The organism is Synechococcus sp. A15-28, assembly GCF_014280175.1.
In the GTDB taxonomy this organism is placed as follows: Bacteria; Cyanobacteriota; Cyanobacteriia; order PCC-6307; family Cyanobiaceae; genus Parasynechococcus.
The window spans coordinates 2,012,554-2,025,492 of sequence record NZ_CP047931.1 but is presented as its reverse complement, the minus strand read 5'-3'; the positions used below and the strand labels follow the sequence as shown (position 1 = coordinate 2,025,492).

Annotated in this window: 16 protein-coding genes; 6 read left to right on the top strand and 10 right to left on the bottom strand. The window is 66.4% G+C overall.

Features of this window, described 5'->3' with window-relative positions; genetic code table 11:
* The first annotated feature begins 17 nt into the window (after nt 1-17).
* Both SynA1528_RS11570 and SynA1528_RS11565 read left to right on the top strand, forming a co-directional pair.
* Nucleotides 18-692, top strand: a complete 675-nt coding sequence (locus SynA1528_RS11570; protein WP_186586864.1) for a J domain-containing protein — start codon at nt 18-20, stop codon at nt 690-692.
* Nucleotides 689-2,728: a phospholipid carrier-dependent glycosyltransferase gene (locus SynA1528_RS11565; RefSeq protein WP_186586863.1), complete on the top strand. Its 2,040-nt coding sequence runs from the start codon at nt 689-691 to the stop codon at nt 2,726-2,728. The genes SynA1528_RS11570 and SynA1528_RS11565 overlap by 4 nt, the downstream gene beginning before the upstream one ends.
* Here the strand turns inward: SynA1528_RS11565 and SynA1528_RS11560 are convergent.
* Nucleotides 2,707-2,961 (bottom strand): NAD(P)H-quinone oxidoreductase subunit O, encoded by a 255-nt coding sequence (locus SynA1528_RS11560; RefSeq protein WP_186586862.1) that lies wholly within the window; start codon nt 2,959-2,961, stop codon nt 2,707-2,709. The two genes, SynA1528_RS11565 and SynA1528_RS11560, sit on opposite strands and share 22 nt — an antisense overlap.
* 84 nt (nt 2,962-3,045) lie before the next feature.
* Here SynA1528_RS11560 and SynA1528_RS11555 point away from each other — a divergent pair, with 84 nt between their 5' ends.
* Entirely contained in the window at nt 3,046-3,975 is a 930-nt protein-coding gene (locus SynA1528_RS11555) for a TIGR01777 family oxidoreductase (RefSeq protein WP_186586861.1), read from the top strand.
* On the opposite strand, the gene SynA1528_RS11550 is transcribed toward SynA1528_RS11555, so the two are convergent.
* From SynA1528_RS11550 to SynA1528_RS11535, 4 genes are read right to left on the bottom strand one after another with little or no spacing between them, the layout of a single operon-like run.
* Nucleotides 3,923-4,195, bottom strand: coding sequence for a DUF8620 family protein (locus tag SynA1528_RS11550; RefSeq protein ID WP_186586860.1), 273 nt, complete (start codon nt 4,193-4,195; stop codon nt 3,923-3,925). The two genes, SynA1528_RS11555 and SynA1528_RS11550, sit on opposite strands and share 53 nt — an antisense overlap.
* Nucleotides 4,192-5,361, bottom strand: a complete 1,170-nt coding sequence (locus SynA1528_RS11545; RefSeq protein WP_186586859.1) for a lipid-A-disaccharide synthase-related protein — start codon at nt 5,359-5,361, stop codon at nt 4,192-4,194. The genes SynA1528_RS11550 and SynA1528_RS11545 overlap by 4 nt, the downstream gene beginning before the upstream one ends.
* Nucleotides 5,362-5,388: 27 nt before the next feature.
* On the bottom strand, nt 5,389-5,808 hold the full coding sequence (locus tag SynA1528_RS11540; protein ID WP_186586858.1) for a tetratricopeptide repeat protein: 420 nt from the start codon (nt 5,806-5,808) through the stop codon (nt 5,389-5,391).
* Nucleotides 5,809-5,856: 48 nt separating this feature from the next.
* A complete protein-coding gene (locus tag SynA1528_RS11535; RefSeq protein WP_186586857.1) occupies nt 5,857-6,249 on the bottom strand; it encodes a HesB/IscA family protein in 393 nt (130 codons plus the stop codon).
* Between the two features lie 72 nt (nt 6,250-6,321).
* On the opposite strand from SynA1528_RS11535, the gene zds reads away from it, so the two are divergent.
* From zds to SynA1528_RS11520, 3 genes are read left to right on the top strand one after another with little or no spacing between them, the layout of a single operon-like run.
* A complete protein-coding gene (gene zds / locus SynA1528_RS11530) occupies nt 6,322-7,788 on the top strand; it encodes a 9,9'-di-cis-zeta-carotene desaturase (RefSeq protein ID WP_186586856.1) in 1,467 nt (488 codons plus the stop codon).
* The gene (locus SynA1528_RS11525; RefSeq protein WP_186586855.1) at nt 7,788-8,225 is read left to right on the top strand and encodes an SRPBCC family protein; all 438 of its coding nucleotides are present in this window, start codon (nt 7,788-7,790) and stop codon (nt 8,223-8,225) included. Before zds ends, SynA1528_RS11525 begins: the two co-directional genes overlap by 1 nt.
* Nucleotides 8,188-8,706 carry a hypothetical protein gene (locus tag SynA1528_RS11520; RefSeq protein ID WP_186586854.1) on the top strand — a complete coding sequence of 173 codons (519 nt, stop codon included), beginning with the start codon at nt 8,188-8,190 and terminating at the stop codon, nt 8,704-8,706. Before SynA1528_RS11525 ends, SynA1528_RS11520 begins: the two co-directional genes overlap by 38 nt.
* 6 nt (nt 8,707-8,712) lie before the next feature.
* On the opposite strand, the gene SynA1528_RS11515 is transcribed toward SynA1528_RS11520, so the two are convergent.
* From SynA1528_RS11515 to SynA1528_RS11495, 5 genes are read right to left on the bottom strand one after another with little or no spacing between them, the layout of a single operon-like run.
* Complete coding sequence (locus tag SynA1528_RS11515) at nt 8,713-9,501, bottom strand: uroporphyrinogen-III synthase (protein ID WP_186586853.1); 789 nt, start codon at nt 9,499-9,501, stop codon at nt 8,713-8,715.
* Complete coding sequence (locus tag SynA1528_RS11510; protein WP_186586852.1) at nt 9,498-10,700, bottom strand: glycosyltransferase; 1,203 nt, start codon at nt 10,698-10,700, stop codon at nt 9,498-9,500. Before SynA1528_RS11510 ends, SynA1528_RS11515 begins: the two co-directional genes overlap by 4 nt.
* Before the next feature lie 35 nt (nt 10,701-10,735).
* Complete coding sequence (locus tag SynA1528_RS11505; RefSeq protein ID WP_186586851.1) at nt 10,736-12,337, bottom strand: glycoside hydrolase family 3 N-terminal domain-containing protein; 1,602 nt, start codon at nt 12,335-12,337, stop codon at nt 10,736-10,738.
* Nucleotides 12,318-12,722 (bottom strand): 30S ribosome-binding factor RbfA, encoded by a 405-nt coding sequence (gene rbfA / locus SynA1528_RS11500; RefSeq protein ID WP_186586850.1) that lies wholly within the window; start codon nt 12,720-12,722, stop codon nt 12,318-12,320. Before rbfA ends, SynA1528_RS11505 begins: the two co-directional genes overlap by 20 nt.
* A complete protein-coding gene (locus SynA1528_RS11495; RefSeq protein ID WP_186586849.1) occupies nt 12,722-12,928 on the bottom strand; it encodes a DUF751 family protein in 207 nt (68 codons plus the stop codon). The genes rbfA and SynA1528_RS11495 overlap by 1 nt, the downstream gene beginning before the upstream one ends.
* Nucleotides 12,929-12,939 lie beyond the last annotated feature (11 nt).

Sequence of the window (12,939 nt, the reverse complement as noted above, 5' to 3'; positions counted from 1 at the left end):
AGCAGAGACGGGAACCGATGGCCGATCCCTATGCCGAGCTTGGGGTGAGCAGCAGCGCCAGCGCCGCTGAGATCAAGGCGGCCTATCGACGCCTGGTGAAGCAGCACCACCCCGATGCCGGTGGCGACGACCAGCGCATGCTCGCCCTCAATGCCGCCTGGGAGGTTCTCGGTGATCCGGAGCGGCGCCGCGCCCACGACCGCAGCCGGATCACCGCCGCCGCCGCCGCTGGAACAGCGGCCCGGGATCTGCGGCGGGCGGCAACGGGCCACGACCGCGCGGTTCAGGCCGATGACGCCCTGGTGCGCTGGTTACGGCAGGTTTATGCGCCCATCGACCGGCTGCTGGGTGAGGTGATCAATCCCTTCCCCAAGCAGCTCAAGGCCCTCTCGGCTGATCCCTATGACGACGCCTTGATGGAGGACTTCTGCCGTTACCTGGAAAGCAGTAGCCGTCGGATGGAACGCGTCAAGGAACTGTTTCAGAGCCTGCCCACCCCTGCGGCGGCCCGTGGCTTTGGTTTGAGCATTTACCACTGCTTCTCGGAAGTGGAGGACGCCCTGGCGGAGCTGGAGCGCTACACCATGGGTTACGTGGACAACTACCTCCACGATGGCCGGGAGATGTTGCGGGAAGCCAAGCAGCGGCGCCAACGCTTGCAGGATGAGCACCGGCGCCTGGAGATCGCATGAGCCGTCGTCTCGGACTTGGGGTGGCCATGATCTGGCTGCTGGCCACGGCGGTTGATCGTCTGTGGTGGATGCAGCAGACCGGTGTCCCCGCCTGGGATCAGGCGGACTATCTCAACAGTGCCCTCGACCATGGCCGGGCCCTTGGGCTGCTGCCCGGCGGAGGTTGGAACGGTTGGTCGGCCCTGCTGGATCTCTCCCCCAAGATTCCACCGCTGGCCTCCCTGGTGAATGGCACCGTGATGGCCGTGAGCGGCGATGCCCCGGCGGATGCCGCCTGGAGCCTCAGCCTCTGGCATGGACTGTTGCTACTGGCCGTGGCTGGTTGGGGGTATCGGCTTCGGGGTGAAGGCCTGGCTCTGCTGGCCTGTCTGCTGACGGCTCTGACGCCGGCGCTGCTGGATCTCCGAACGGACTATGTGCTGGAGATGCCCCTGGCGGCGATGGTCACCTTGGCGCTCTGGCGGTTGGCCGTCTGGTGTGATCCCAGCACCGGTGGACGTTGGGGCCAGGTGTGTTGGGCGACCGTTGCGGCCCTGGCGGCGGCGCTGGTGAAGCAGAGCGCCCTGCTGGCGCTGGCACCGGCTGGACTCTGGGCTGCCTGGATCGCCTTGCGACGCCGGGGGGTGTGGCGGCGACAGGCCCTGGTGCTGCCGCTGCTTGGATCAGCCATGGTCTTGCCCTGGCTTCGGCACAACTGGATCACCAGCCTTGGAGGCACCAATCGCGCGGTGTTCGAGTCCGCCGCCCGTGAGGGAGACCCTGGACTGCTGAGCCTGGAGGGTTGGTTGTGGTATCCGAGGCTGTTGCCGGAGCAGCTGGGACTGGTGCTGTTGGTGGTGGGCGTCTCCGGCCTGGTGCTCTGGTGGGTTCAGCGCTCCCGCACTTCAGGTGACGACGGCTGGTGCTGGAGCTGGCTGGTGATCAACCTGCTGGCGGCCTGGCTGCTCACCAGCCTCAGCCCCAACAAGGGCGATCGCTACATCGCGCCGTTGCTGCCGGCGTTGCTGCTGCTGCTCAGTCGCGGCTGGTGGCAATGGGGGCTCTGGTTGCGGCAGTGGCGTCCCCGCTGGACCAGCCCCCTCCTGGGCATCGGGCTTCTGGCCTGTGTCCCGGCGGGGTGGAGCCATCAGTGGGAGCGCCTGCAGGATCGGCCGCGGGGGCCTCTGCAGGCCCTGGTGCAGGCCGCCGGTGGTGCGGATCCTGCGGCGGAGCCCCGCACGGTGATCGTGGTGCCGAGCACACCGGATCTCAACCAGCACAACGTCAGCTTCTATGGCCGTCGCGGCGGAGGCCGGCTCGTCGGTCGCCAGCTGGGGGGCAGCCGCCGTGACCGGGCTCCGGTCCTGGCGCGGGCCGAGTGGGTGGTGCTGTCGGAGGGGGATCAGGGCTCGGTCCGCAAGGCAGCTCGCAAGCTGGACCGTGCCGTTCGCAGCAGCGGTGTGTTTGAGCAGGTGCAGCGCTTCCCGCGCCCGAAAGGAGGCAGTTATTCCCTTTGGCGCCGCCGTTCGGATCGACCGGCATCGCTTGGATTTGCCGCTGCGTTTCCTGCTTTGGCCGCTGGTCTGGCGGCAGGTCCTTCCGGCCTGGATCCGGTCTTCTCCGCTGTGGCCGTGGAGCACATGCTGGATGGCCATTTTCTCTATCGGCAGCAGGTGGCAGGGCAGGCGCAGCAGCAGCTCGCCATCAACCCTGAAGATGCACAGGCACGCTGGAGTCTGGCCCTCCTGGCGGTGCTGGCCAACCGTCCCGGGGAAGCGGCTGACCAGTTCGCCGCTCTGCAGCGTTTAGACCCGCAGAGCCCCTGGCCTGCGGCGTACCGGAGCGTGGTGCTCCTCGCGGGCTGGATGCCCTGGGCCGCTTCAACGGTGGCGGATCAGGCCGCTTCCCAGCAGAACAACGGCGTTCTGGTGGCCCTGGCCGACCTCAGTGCAGTTCTGGGCGGTGCCGTCTGGCGTTTGCCCTCCGCCATCAGCAGCGTGCCGACGGCGGTGAAGCTTGTGGAGGGTGCCCTGACTCAGCCGCAGGATTCCAACTGATCCATGCGCAGCCACACATCCGGGACCGGACGGTTCCAACGCACCTGGCCATAGTCCCCTTTCACCAGCAGCAGCTCCCCAGGACCTTCAAAGATGTAATCCGGTGCTGTCGAGTCGCTGGCGGAGGCTTCCAGGCTGGCGCTGTAGGCCGCACGGTTCACTTTCACCAGGGCGCCCTTGCGCAGAGCCGCCGGTTTGGCCTTGGCGGGGGCCTTGGTGTCGGTTTCGGCCATCTGGGCAGGCAGGGAATGGGATCAGGCTAAAGCCCGTACACGATCGATTCGCCCTAGCCTCCCCGACGCACATCTCAAGGACCCATGCGACTGCTGCTGCTGGGATGCACTGGATTTGTCGGCAGGGAACTGGTTCCTCAGCTGATTCAATCCGGCCATCAGGTCACCATCGTCAGCCGTCGTCTTCCCCGGGGTTACGAGGCGGAACGCAGCGATGGGCGCATGGCCTGGCTGCAGCTTGACCCGGCCCAGCCCGCCAGCTGGCAGGAGCCCTCCCTGAAGGACGCCCTCACGCAGGCGGATGGTGTGGTGAATCTGGCGGGGGAGCCGATCGCCGAGCAGCGCTGGACCGCCGCCCACCTGAAGCTCCTCGAGAACAGTCGACTGGACACCACACGTCTGCTGGTGGAGGCGATGGCCGCCCTGCCGGCTTCACCCCAGGTGCTGGTGAACGCGTCCGCCATCGGGTTTTACGGCACCAGTCCCGACGCCTGCTTCCAGGAGTCCAGTGCCGCCGGTTCCGATTTTCTGGCGTCGTTGTGTGAACGCTGGGAGGCAGCGGCTGCGGCGGTTCCTGCCGCAACCCGTCTGGTGACCGTGCGGATCGGCATCGTGATCGCGGCCGGTGGTGGTGCCCTCGGCAAGATGCTGCCGGTGTTCCGCGCCGGCTTCGGTGGGCCGATCGGTTCCGGCCAGCAATGGATGAGTTGGATTCATCGCAGTGACCTCTGCGCCCTGATTCAGCGGGGCCTGGAGGACACGTCCTGGTCCGGTGTGGTCAATGGCGTCGCCCCCGAGCCGGTGTCGATGACGGCGTTCGCCCGGGAACTCGGCCGCAGTCTGGGCCGTCCCAGCCTGTTGCCCGTCCCGGGCCCGGTGCTGCAGGTGCTGCTCGGAGATGGCGCCAAGGTGGTGCTTGAGGGCCAGCAGGTGCAATCCGAGCGGCTGGAGAGCCTCGGGTTCAACTTCCGCTATCCCGACCTGCCTTCAGCACTCGCCGCTGCCACCAGCTGAGAATTCCGCTCACCAGGGCCGCCATGATCAGCAGGCTGATGGCCGGGGTGAACAGGGGCTGCCACAGGGTCTGAAACAGATCCATCGGTGCATTGCGGCCCTGGGTCTGGGCCGCAACGGCGACCCCGAAGAAGCCGGCGCCGAGGATCACCACGAGCACGTTGAGCATCAGCAGCCGATCCAGCCAGCGTTTCCAGCTCGGTTCCGAGAACGCACTCATGGCAGGAGTTCGCTGATGGCTGCTGCCATTCTTGTGCCTCCCCCGGCTGTTCCGAGACGGCGGCTGGCTTCGCGGCGGCACTGCTCGTGCAGCTCCTGATCACTGCGGGAGCGGTTCAGCAAGTCCAGCGCCAGCGCAGCTGTGGCTGCGATGTTGTCGCGGGAACCGGCGTCGCCGGGGGCACAGAAAACCGTTGGCCCCAGCAACCGGCGCTGTGCCTCCGCAAACCGGGCGGTGAACTGGGGGCCTTCCCCTGGAAGTTGCAGAGCGGGTTTGGCCAGGCCGATGGCCTGTTCAATCGCTGTGCCGGCCATGCCGATGACCAGATCGCTGTGTTGCAGCACGGATTGGAAGGCGTCGCGCCGCAAGGTGATCGGCACGGTGTCTTCTCGGCTCAGCACCCCCTGCTCCAGACGCCAGCCGACGCTGCCGGCCAGAGCCTGCAGGGCTGTGTCCTCCAGGCTCGCCACCAGGGCCAGATCCACGCTCAGCTCCGCAGCGACGGGGAGCTTCTCGATCAATTGCAGCAGCAGCAGCAGGTTGTGCTCCAGTTCCGGCCGGCGACTGCCGGGCAGCAGTCCGATGCGTTGCCGGGCGGTGGGCAGCGCTGCGGCTGGCGCCAGCACGGGGTCCATGAACGGGTTTCCGACGAAGCGCACCGAACGTTGCAGCTGGGTGGTGAGGTCGTCCGCCGTGAGCTGGTCCCGGCTGAACACCGCCTGGAAGCGAGGGGTGGCCAGGAGTTCGCCGCAGGGCCAGGGCAAACGCAGCCGTCCTTCGTAGTGGCTCGAATAGGCCACGAGATAGGTGGCCACCGGCCTGCGGGTCAGCCAGGCGGCGATCACCGGGATGACATCCCCCACCACCACGATCAGATCGAAGCGATGGCTGTGGCGCAGCAGCCGCAGCAGGCGTCGCAACAGGTAGAGGATCTGCCCTTGCACCAGTTCCGTCAGCCGCCCGCGCAGGCTGGTGTAGCCGATGCCTCCGGTGCTGAATTCGTGGCTGCGCCCCAGCAGGGCAATGCCGGCCTGTTGGTAGGGACGGCCCAGCCCCGCCAGTGGCAGGGCCTGAACGCTATGCCCCAGGGACTGAAGGGCCTGACCGATCAGCGCGCCGGAGACGTCTTCACCGTGACCGTTGCTCAGCAGCAGGATCTGTCCCATGGATCGGATGCGCCGCCGCGAGATGGGTCAGAAGTTGAGCCAGGACTTCACTTTTTCGAGCGCTTTCCAGCCCGGGCGCCGCACCAGACCGTCCTCGAGGGCACCTTTGAGGTCATCGGAAATCTGGGGGGCCATGGTCAGCACCTGCTGCACCATCTGGATCTGATCGCGCACACCCTTGGAATCCGTCTCCAGCAACGCCAGGCTCAGGTTGATGCGGGCCTGGGGATCCTGGGGGCTGAGCTTCACCGCGAACCGTGCCGAGCGCAGGGCCTCCTCGGGTTGGTCGCAGAGCAGTTGCAGCCAGGCCAGGCAGGTCCAGCCTGCGGCCTGGCGAGGCGCCATCTCGGTGATCTTGAGGAAGTCGGGCAGGATCTCGGCGGCTCTGGCTCCGGCCTGATAACGGGCCATGGCCTGGTCAAACAGGTTCTCCTGGCTGGACTCCATGGCGACGCGTGCTGAACACTCCTCAGATTCCCACGCGGCGCCGTTGGGTCACACCGCGAAGGAGCTGCCGCAACCGCAGGTCTGACTGGCGTTGGGGTTGGTGAAGTTGAAGCCTCCGCCGATCAGAGCGGTGCTGAAGTCCAGTTGCATGCCGTAGATGTACAGCAGGCTCTTGGGGTCGCAGATCACGCGGAAGCCCTGGCCGTTGGCGGCGACGTAGTCGTAGGTCTCGTCGTCTTCGAGGGTGTCGGAGGCCGGCACGAAGTCCATCGTGTAGCTCATGCCGCTGCAGCCCCCGGAGCGGACCCCCACCCGCAGCACCTGTTGATCGCCCTGCTCACGACAGAGCTTGGCCAGCTGCTGCATGGCGGGTTCCGTGATCAGGATGCCCTTGCCGTCCTTGGCGGTGTGGGCCGGCGCTGGGCTGGTGGTTGAGGTCATTGATGACGCAGGCTCATGTCCTCACTTTATGGAGCCTGATACATAGAGTCGCCATCAGTTGCACACCACAAGGTGCGGGTCGCGATTGTCGGTTCCGGTCTCGCGGGCCTCTCCGCTGCGGTGGACCTGGTGGATGCCGGGCATAAGGTGAATCTCTATGAGGCTCGCCCGTTCATGGGCGGCAAGGTGGGCAGTTGGGTTGATGACGGCGGCAACCACATCGAAATGGGGTTGCATGTGTTCTTTTTCAATTACGCCAATCTCTTCGCCTTGATGCGGAAGGTGGGCGCCTTTGAAAACCTGCTGCCCAAGCAGCACACCCACCTGTTCGTGAACGAGGGTGGTGACCTGCGGGAACTGGATTTCCGCTTCCCGATCGGGGCTCCCTTCAACGGCCTCAAGGCGTTCTTCACCACGCCACAGCTCAGCTGGATCGACAAGCTGCGCAATGCCCTGGCCCTGGGGACGAGCCCGATCGTGCGGGGCCTGGTGGATTACGAGGGGGCGATGCGCACCATCCGTGCGTTGGATTCCGTCAGCTTCCAGGATTGGTTCGTGGGCCACGGCGGGAGCCCGGAAAGCATCCGTCGCATGTGGAACCCGATCGCCTATGCGCTGGGGTTCATCGATTGCGAGGCGATTTCGGCCCGCTGCATGCTCACCATCTTCATGATGTTTGCGTCCAAGACCGAAGCCTCCAAACTCAATTTGCTCAAGGGATCGCCGCACCGTTGGCTCACCGGTCCGATCCTCGATTACATCCAGCAGCGCGGCGGCACCTTGCATCTGCGCCACCGGGTGAAGCAGGTGGAGTACAGCGATGGCGACACCCCCGAGGTGACCGCTCTGCAGCTGGGCACACCGGAGGGAGACATCCGTGTGGAGGCTGACGCCTATCTCGCCGCCTGCGATGTGCCCGGGATCCAGAAGCTGTTGCCGGACGACTGGCGTCGCTTCCCCCAGTTCGATGCCATCCATCAACTGGAGGCGGTTCCCGTGGCCACGGTGCAGCTTCGTTACGACGGCTGGGTGACGGAACTGGGTGAATCGCAGGACGCCCAGCGCCGGGATGTGGCGACGCCAACCGGTCTGAACAATCTGCTGTATACCGCTGATGCGGATTTCAGCTGCTTTGCGGATCTGGCCCTGGCCAGTCCGGAGGATTACCGCAAGGAGGGAGAGGGGTCCCTGCTGCAGTGTGTGCTGACCCCCGGTGATCCCTGGATTCCCAAATCCGTGGACGAGATCGTGGCCCACACCGATCGCCAGGTGCGTGCCTTGTTCCCTTCTGCTCGCGATCTCAAGCTCACCTGGAGCAACGTGGTGAAGCTGGCGCAGTCGCTCTACCGCGAGGCTCCGGGCATGGAGCCCTACCGCCCTGATCAGCGCACGCCGATTCAGAACTTCTTCCTGGCTGGCAGTTACACCCGCCAGGACTACATCGATTCGATGGAAGGCGCCACGATGAGTGGCCATCTGGCGGCAGCCGCCATCCTGGATCAGCCAGTTAGGCTCGCCACCAACGCAGCTGTGGCTTGATGGGACGCTGGCTCGACCACTCCGTCACCACGGATGTTCAGGCCCCTGTGGATCGGGTCTGGGCCGTGTGGAGCGATCTCGAGGCCATGCCCAAGTGGATGCGCTGGATCGAATCGGTGAAGACCCTCGAGGATCCGGATCTCACCGACTGGACCCTGGCGGCCCAGGGATTTCGCTTCCACTGGAAAGCGCGGATCACGCAGCGGGTGGAGGCGCAGCAGCTGCACTGGGAATCTGTTGGCGGACTTCCCACCAAAGGTGCAGTTCGCTTCTATCCCGAGCCCGGTGATCGCACCGTGGTGAAGCTCAGCGTCAGCTACGAATTGCCGATGGTCTTGGCACCGTTGATGGAGCCCAGCATCCTGGGGGGGATTGTGACGAAGGAGCTGCAGGCCAACCTTGATCGTTTCCGGGATCTGGTGGAAAAGGGGAGCTGAGGCAGGCCTGCTGGCTGCTGTACTGGCCCTGGCCGCCTTCGGTGGGTCTGAACCTCCGACGTCCAGCACCGCCCCGGCTCCAGCGGCAACCCCTGAGATGGAGCCTCCCGCACCGATCGCGACGGCGCCCCCGGATCTGGGTCTGATCCCCTTGCCATCGGTGCAGCAGGTCCGTGAAGCGGCACCGGCCGGCCGGCCGGATCCCTTCCAACCTTTGCCAGGGTTGTCTGACGCTGCAACCGCTTCAACAAACTCCGGGCTGACGCTGACCGGCGTGATGCTGGTGGGTCAACAGCGCCGCGCTCTGGTTCAGTCCGCCTCCGGCAGTGCCGTGCTCTGCATCGGCATCGATGGCCGATGTGCAGCGGATGATCTGCGGGTGCTGCCGGAGACCTGGTCGGTGCTGGACATTGATGTGCAGCGGGGCTGCCTGCAGCTGGCACAGGATGGCGAACCGCAGGAGGCCGTCTGCCTCGGCTGATGCCGTTCACCTCAGTAGCCGGCAGCAGGCGTCCACCAGCCCCTCCAGGTCATGGGGATCGGCTTCCCCATCGACGCGACCGAACGACTGGCGGCAGCTCTGGCTGGTCTGGGGGCCGATGGACACGATCTTCGACGAGGCCAGCCGCTCTTCCCAGCCTGGCCCGAAGCGCTGCAGCAGCAGTTGTGCCGTGTGGGCGGCCGTCTTGCCGCTGCTGAACAGCAGCGCGTCCACGGTTCCAGCCGCCAGGGCATCGGCGGTGCCATCCGGCATGGCGTCGGGGCAGCGGGACTCATAGGCCGCCACTTCAACCACCCTCACCCCCGCTTCCCCGAAGGCCTCCGCCAGCACGGTTCTGCCACCGCTTTGCACCCTCGGCAGGAGCATCCGCAGGCCATAGCCGGACACGGGAAAGTGTTCGATCAGGCTGTCGGCCACGAAGCTTGGCGGCACGAAATCCGCCTCTGCGCCGAGATCGTCAAGGGCTCTGGCGGTTTTGCGACCAACGGCGGCGATGCGCAGGTTGGCCGGTCGCCGCAACAGGCTGCCCCCCTGGCGTTGCAAGCGCTGTTCCACCGCCTGCACCCCATTGGCGCTGGATACCACCAGCCAGTGAAACTCCTCCAGCTCCGCCAGGGCATCGTCCAGGGGGCGCCAGTCGTCCGGGGGGCCGATCACCAGAGCGGGGAGGTCGAGCACCTGCGCACCCTGGGCTTGCAGCAGGCGCCTGGCTTCTCCCTGTTGGTCGGCGGCGCGGGTCACCACCACCGTGCAGTTCTGCAGCGGCTGGCTCAAGCGATGGGCTCCATGTCCAGCTTGACGATGCCCTGGGCCTTGCTGCGCAGGGCCTGGGCATCGACGGGTCGCCCCTGGGTCTCCAGCAGGGTGATCGCGGTGCGGAAGGCGGCGCGCGCCCCTTCGATGTCACCCCCCAGCAGCAGCGCGACGGCGCGGTTCTGATGGCAGGCCGCGTTATCGGGGTCGAGCTCCACAGCGCGGCTGTAGGCCTCAAGGGCCGCTGCGATGTCGCCGCGGCGGCGCAGCATCAGGCCGAGGTTGTACCAACCGAGGGCCACTTCCGGGGCCCGCTGGGTGGCGGTCTGGGTGAGAGCGATGGCTTCATCGAGCTCGCCTTGCTCCATCAGCCGGGCCGCCAGGTTGAGGCGTGCCCCGAGGCTGATCCGGGCATCGAGGGGAATGTCCAGAGCCTGGCGATAACAGGCCACGGCACCGCTCGGATCTCTGGGAGTGAGGGCCAGACCCAGGTGCAGCAGCAACTCGTACCGTTCCGCGCTGTCGCCTGTGGCTTGATCCAGGCCGCGGCGCAGCAGCGGGATGGCCTGGTCGTGCTGTCCTTCGCTGATCATCAGTCCACCGAGCTTGGCGCTGGCGTAGGGATCACCAGGCCGGGTGTCCAATTCGCTCTGCATGGCCTGGCGCAAGCGCTCGGCTTTGTCGGTGCCGGCCAGCAGTTCCGGCCGGTAGCCGTCGTGAAGGATGGCTGGTTCGCTGCAGTCGGCGATGCGCCATTGGGGTTCGCTGGCCAGCAGCTCGCCGACGCTGTCGTCGATCATCGAGTGATACGGCCGGCTCCAGCGGATGGCGGGATGGCGGCGGAACAGACGGCTGACACTGGAGTAGGGCGCCATGGCGGCCCCCACCTCGTAACGCAGCAGATTGATCACCAGCACATCGGGCTGGGCCATCAAGGCCTTGAGGCTGGGGATCACCTCCGGTCGCAGCTGTTCATCGGCATCCAGCACCAGCACCCAGTCCCCGTTGAGAAAGGTGAGGGCTGTGTTGCGGGCGGGGGCGAAATCGCCTGGCCATTCAACCTGTTCCACGCGAGCACCGGCCGCTTCGGCCACGGCGATGGTGGCGTCGGTGGAGCCGGTATCCACCACAACCATCTCGTCCGCAAGCTCCCGCACAGAGGCCAGGCAATCCGCCAGCCGCGCCTCCTCGTTGCGCACGATCATGGAGAAGCTGAGCATCGCCGGCGGCTCGGGTTGGCGGGAGGTTAGGCCGCTCAGTCGGTGAAGTCGCGGCTCGCAGGGCGTTTAGCCTGGGATTGCAGCAGACGGCTGAGCAGTTGGCGCTGCGCTTCCGGCATCTGCCCCGGGCTGAATCCAGCCGGGATCGAGGGGTGCAGCATCGAGCGGAGCGCCTCCCAGAGGTAGGGACTGCCATAGACGATCAAGCCGGCCAGCCGATCCAGCCGTTGCAGCTGTTGCACGGCCGCGCACCAGGGCTCCTGCCGGTCGCGTTCCCCGCGGAAGGGATTTCCCCGCAAAAACAGCTGCAGCACGATCGGGCCATCGCCCAAGCGCTCCAGGGCCAAGGGGGCGTCGGGGTCGTCCTGCCAGGGGGAGACCCCCAGGCCATGCACCACCACGCTGCGGTATCCCTGCTGTTCTGGTAAGCGCAGGGCCGGGGCTGAACCGTTGAGCGCGGGGCAGGGCCAGGCCGCATCGACCCGGATGAGGTTGATGCCTGCGGCGGCAGGGATGGTGGCAGGACCTGACTGTTCCAGGCTGGCGGCCACCAAATGCTGCTCCAGCTGCCGTTCCTCAGGGGTGGGTATGGGGAGTGCCGGGGCTGGCGGCTGCACCTTCGCCAGCGCTTCACGACGACGTTTCAGAGCCTGATGCAGCCGTTGGATCGGGATCCGTCCCTGGGCAATGGCCTGGCTGATGCCGGAGATGGCGGCATCGGCATCGGCGGGCATGAGGATGAGATCCGCGCCGGCTTCAAAGGCCAGCACCGCAGCCTCCGCGGGGCCATGGCGCGCGGTGATCGCCTCCATCACCAGAGCATCCGTCACCACCAATCCGTTGAAGCCCAACGTGCCGCGCAGCAGGTCGGTGAGCACGACGCTCGACAGGGTGGCGGGCTGCTCGGGATCCAGCTGCGGCAGCAGCAGATGGGCGGTCATCACGCTGTCGACCCCGGCGGCGATGGCGGCACGGAAGGGCGGGAACTCCAGCTGCTCCAGCCGTTCACGGCTGTGGGGCAGCACCGGCAGGTCCAGGTGGGAATCGCTGGAGGTGTCGCCATGGCCCGGGAAGTGCTTGGCGCAGCCCAACACGCCGCCACGGCTCAGACCCCGTTGAAAAGCAGCGGCCAGAGCGCCAGCGGTTGTGGGGTCTTCACCCCATGCCCGCACGTTGATCACCGGGTTGGCCGGATTGTTGTTGACGTCGCAGACCGGGCCCAGCACCCAGTTCAAGCCGCAGAGCCTGGCCTGGTCTGCGGTGCAGTGGCCGTAACTCTCCGCCAGGGCGATGGCCTGTTCCGGATCGTTCTGATGCAGTCGCCCCAGAGCCAGGGGGGGCACCAGCCAGCTCGCCCCTTCAAAGCGTTGACCGACGCCCTCCTCCACATCGGCACACAGCAGCAGGGGCTGATCGCTCCAGCCCTGCAGCTGGCGGGTGCGCTGCTGCAGTTCCATGGCGCTGCCGCCCAGCAGGATCACCCCGCCCACTCCGCTGTTCAACAGCCGCTGCAGTTCGCGGTTGCTGAGCTCCCACTGGGGGTAGCGGCGTTGCTGATCATCGAGGTGGCCGCTGGCGCGCACCACCAGCAGTTCGGCCACCTGCCGCTGCAGCGGATCACTCGGACGGCAGCTCATCGCTTCCCGCCGGAATCTCCCCTCGCTCCTTGCGCTCATCCTCGAGCTTGTTGAGCAGACCCAGTACGGAGGTGCCCTTCTCGATGCCGCGGTCCAGCTGGAACACCACTTCCGGCGCGCGGCGCATCTGCAGCCTCCTGCCGAGTTCACCGCGCAGGTAACCGCTGGCGGCCTGCAACCCCTCCATCACCTGCGGCTGGCTGGCCTGATCACCAAAAATGCTTACGAAGATCTTGCAGTGCTGCAGATCCCCAGAGACTTCCACGTCGGTGATGCTCACCATCCCTTGGTGCACCCGTTCATCGCGGATGCCATTGATCAGCAGTTCACTGGTTTCCTTGCGGATCAGGGCCGCGACCCGCTCGACTCGACGACCCTGTGCCATCACGCCATCGGTGCTGAGGTCACCATGGCACGCAACACCAGGCTCAGGCTGATGAATCCGCTGATCAGCGCTCCGATCAAGGCCACGGCGGTCACGGGATTGCTGCGTCGCTGGGCCAGGGGCTCAGCGACGGAATTCATCACCCCGAGGGTGAAGGCCACCAGATAGCGGGGGTAGCGGGTGACGTTGAGAAAGAACTCCCGCATGGGCTAGCGGC

What these genes read in the sequence shown, in the direction of transcription:
- SynA1528_RS11560 (WP_186586862.1), bottom strand. Translation starts at nt 2,961, where the DNA reads ATGGCCGAAACCGACACCAAGGCCCCCGCCAAGGCCAAACCGGCGGCT.
- rbfA (WP_186586850.1), bottom strand. Translation starts at nt 12,722, where the DNA reads ATGGCACAGGGTCGTCGAGTCGAGCGGGTCGCGGCCCTGATCCGCAAG.
- SynA1528_RS11540 (WP_186586858.1), bottom strand. Translation starts at nt 5,808, where the DNA reads ATGGAGTCCAGCCAGGAGAACCTGTTTGACCAGGCCATGGCCCGTTAT.
- SynA1528_RS11555 (WP_186586861.1), top strand. Translation starts at nt 3,046, where the DNA reads ATGCGACTGCTGCTGCTGGGATGCACTGGATTTGTCGGCAGGGAACTG.
- SynA1528_RS11495 (WP_186586849.1), bottom strand. Translation starts at nt 12,928, where the DNA reads ATGCGGGAGTTCTTTCTCAACGTCACCCGCTACCCCCGCTATCTGGTG.
- SynA1528_RS11565 (WP_186586863.1), top strand. Translation starts at nt 689, where the DNA reads ATGAGCCGTCGTCTCGGACTTGGGGTGGCCATGATCTGGCTGCTGGCC.
- SynA1528_RS11525 (WP_186586855.1), top strand. Translation starts at nt 7,788, where the DNA reads ATGGGACGCTGGCTCGACCACTCCGTCACCACGGATGTTCAGGCCCCT.
- SynA1528_RS11505 (WP_186586851.1), bottom strand. Translation starts at nt 12,337, where the DNA reads ATGAGCTGCCGTCCGAGTGATCCGCTGCAGCGGCAGGTGGCCGAACTG.
- SynA1528_RS11550 (WP_186586860.1), bottom strand. Translation starts at nt 4,195, where the DNA reads ATGAGTGCGTTCTCGGAACCGAGCTGGAAACGCTGGCTGGATCGGCTG.
- SynA1528_RS11510 (WP_186586852.1), bottom strand. Translation starts at nt 10,700, where the DNA reads ATGCTCAGCTTCTCCATGATCGTGCGCAACGAGGAGGCGCGGCTGGCG.
- SynA1528_RS11545 (WP_186586859.1), bottom strand. Translation starts at nt 5,361, where the DNA reads ATGGGACAGATCCTGCTGCTGAGCAACGGTCACGGTGAAGACGTCTCC.
- SynA1528_RS11535 (WP_186586857.1), bottom strand. Translation starts at nt 6,249, where the DNA reads ATGACCTCAACCACCAGCCCAGCGCCGGCCCACACCGCCAAGGACGGC.
- SynA1528_RS11570 (WP_186586864.1), top strand. Translation starts at nt 18, where the DNA reads ATGGCCGATCCCTATGCCGAGCTTGGGGTGAGCAGCAGCGCCAGCGCC.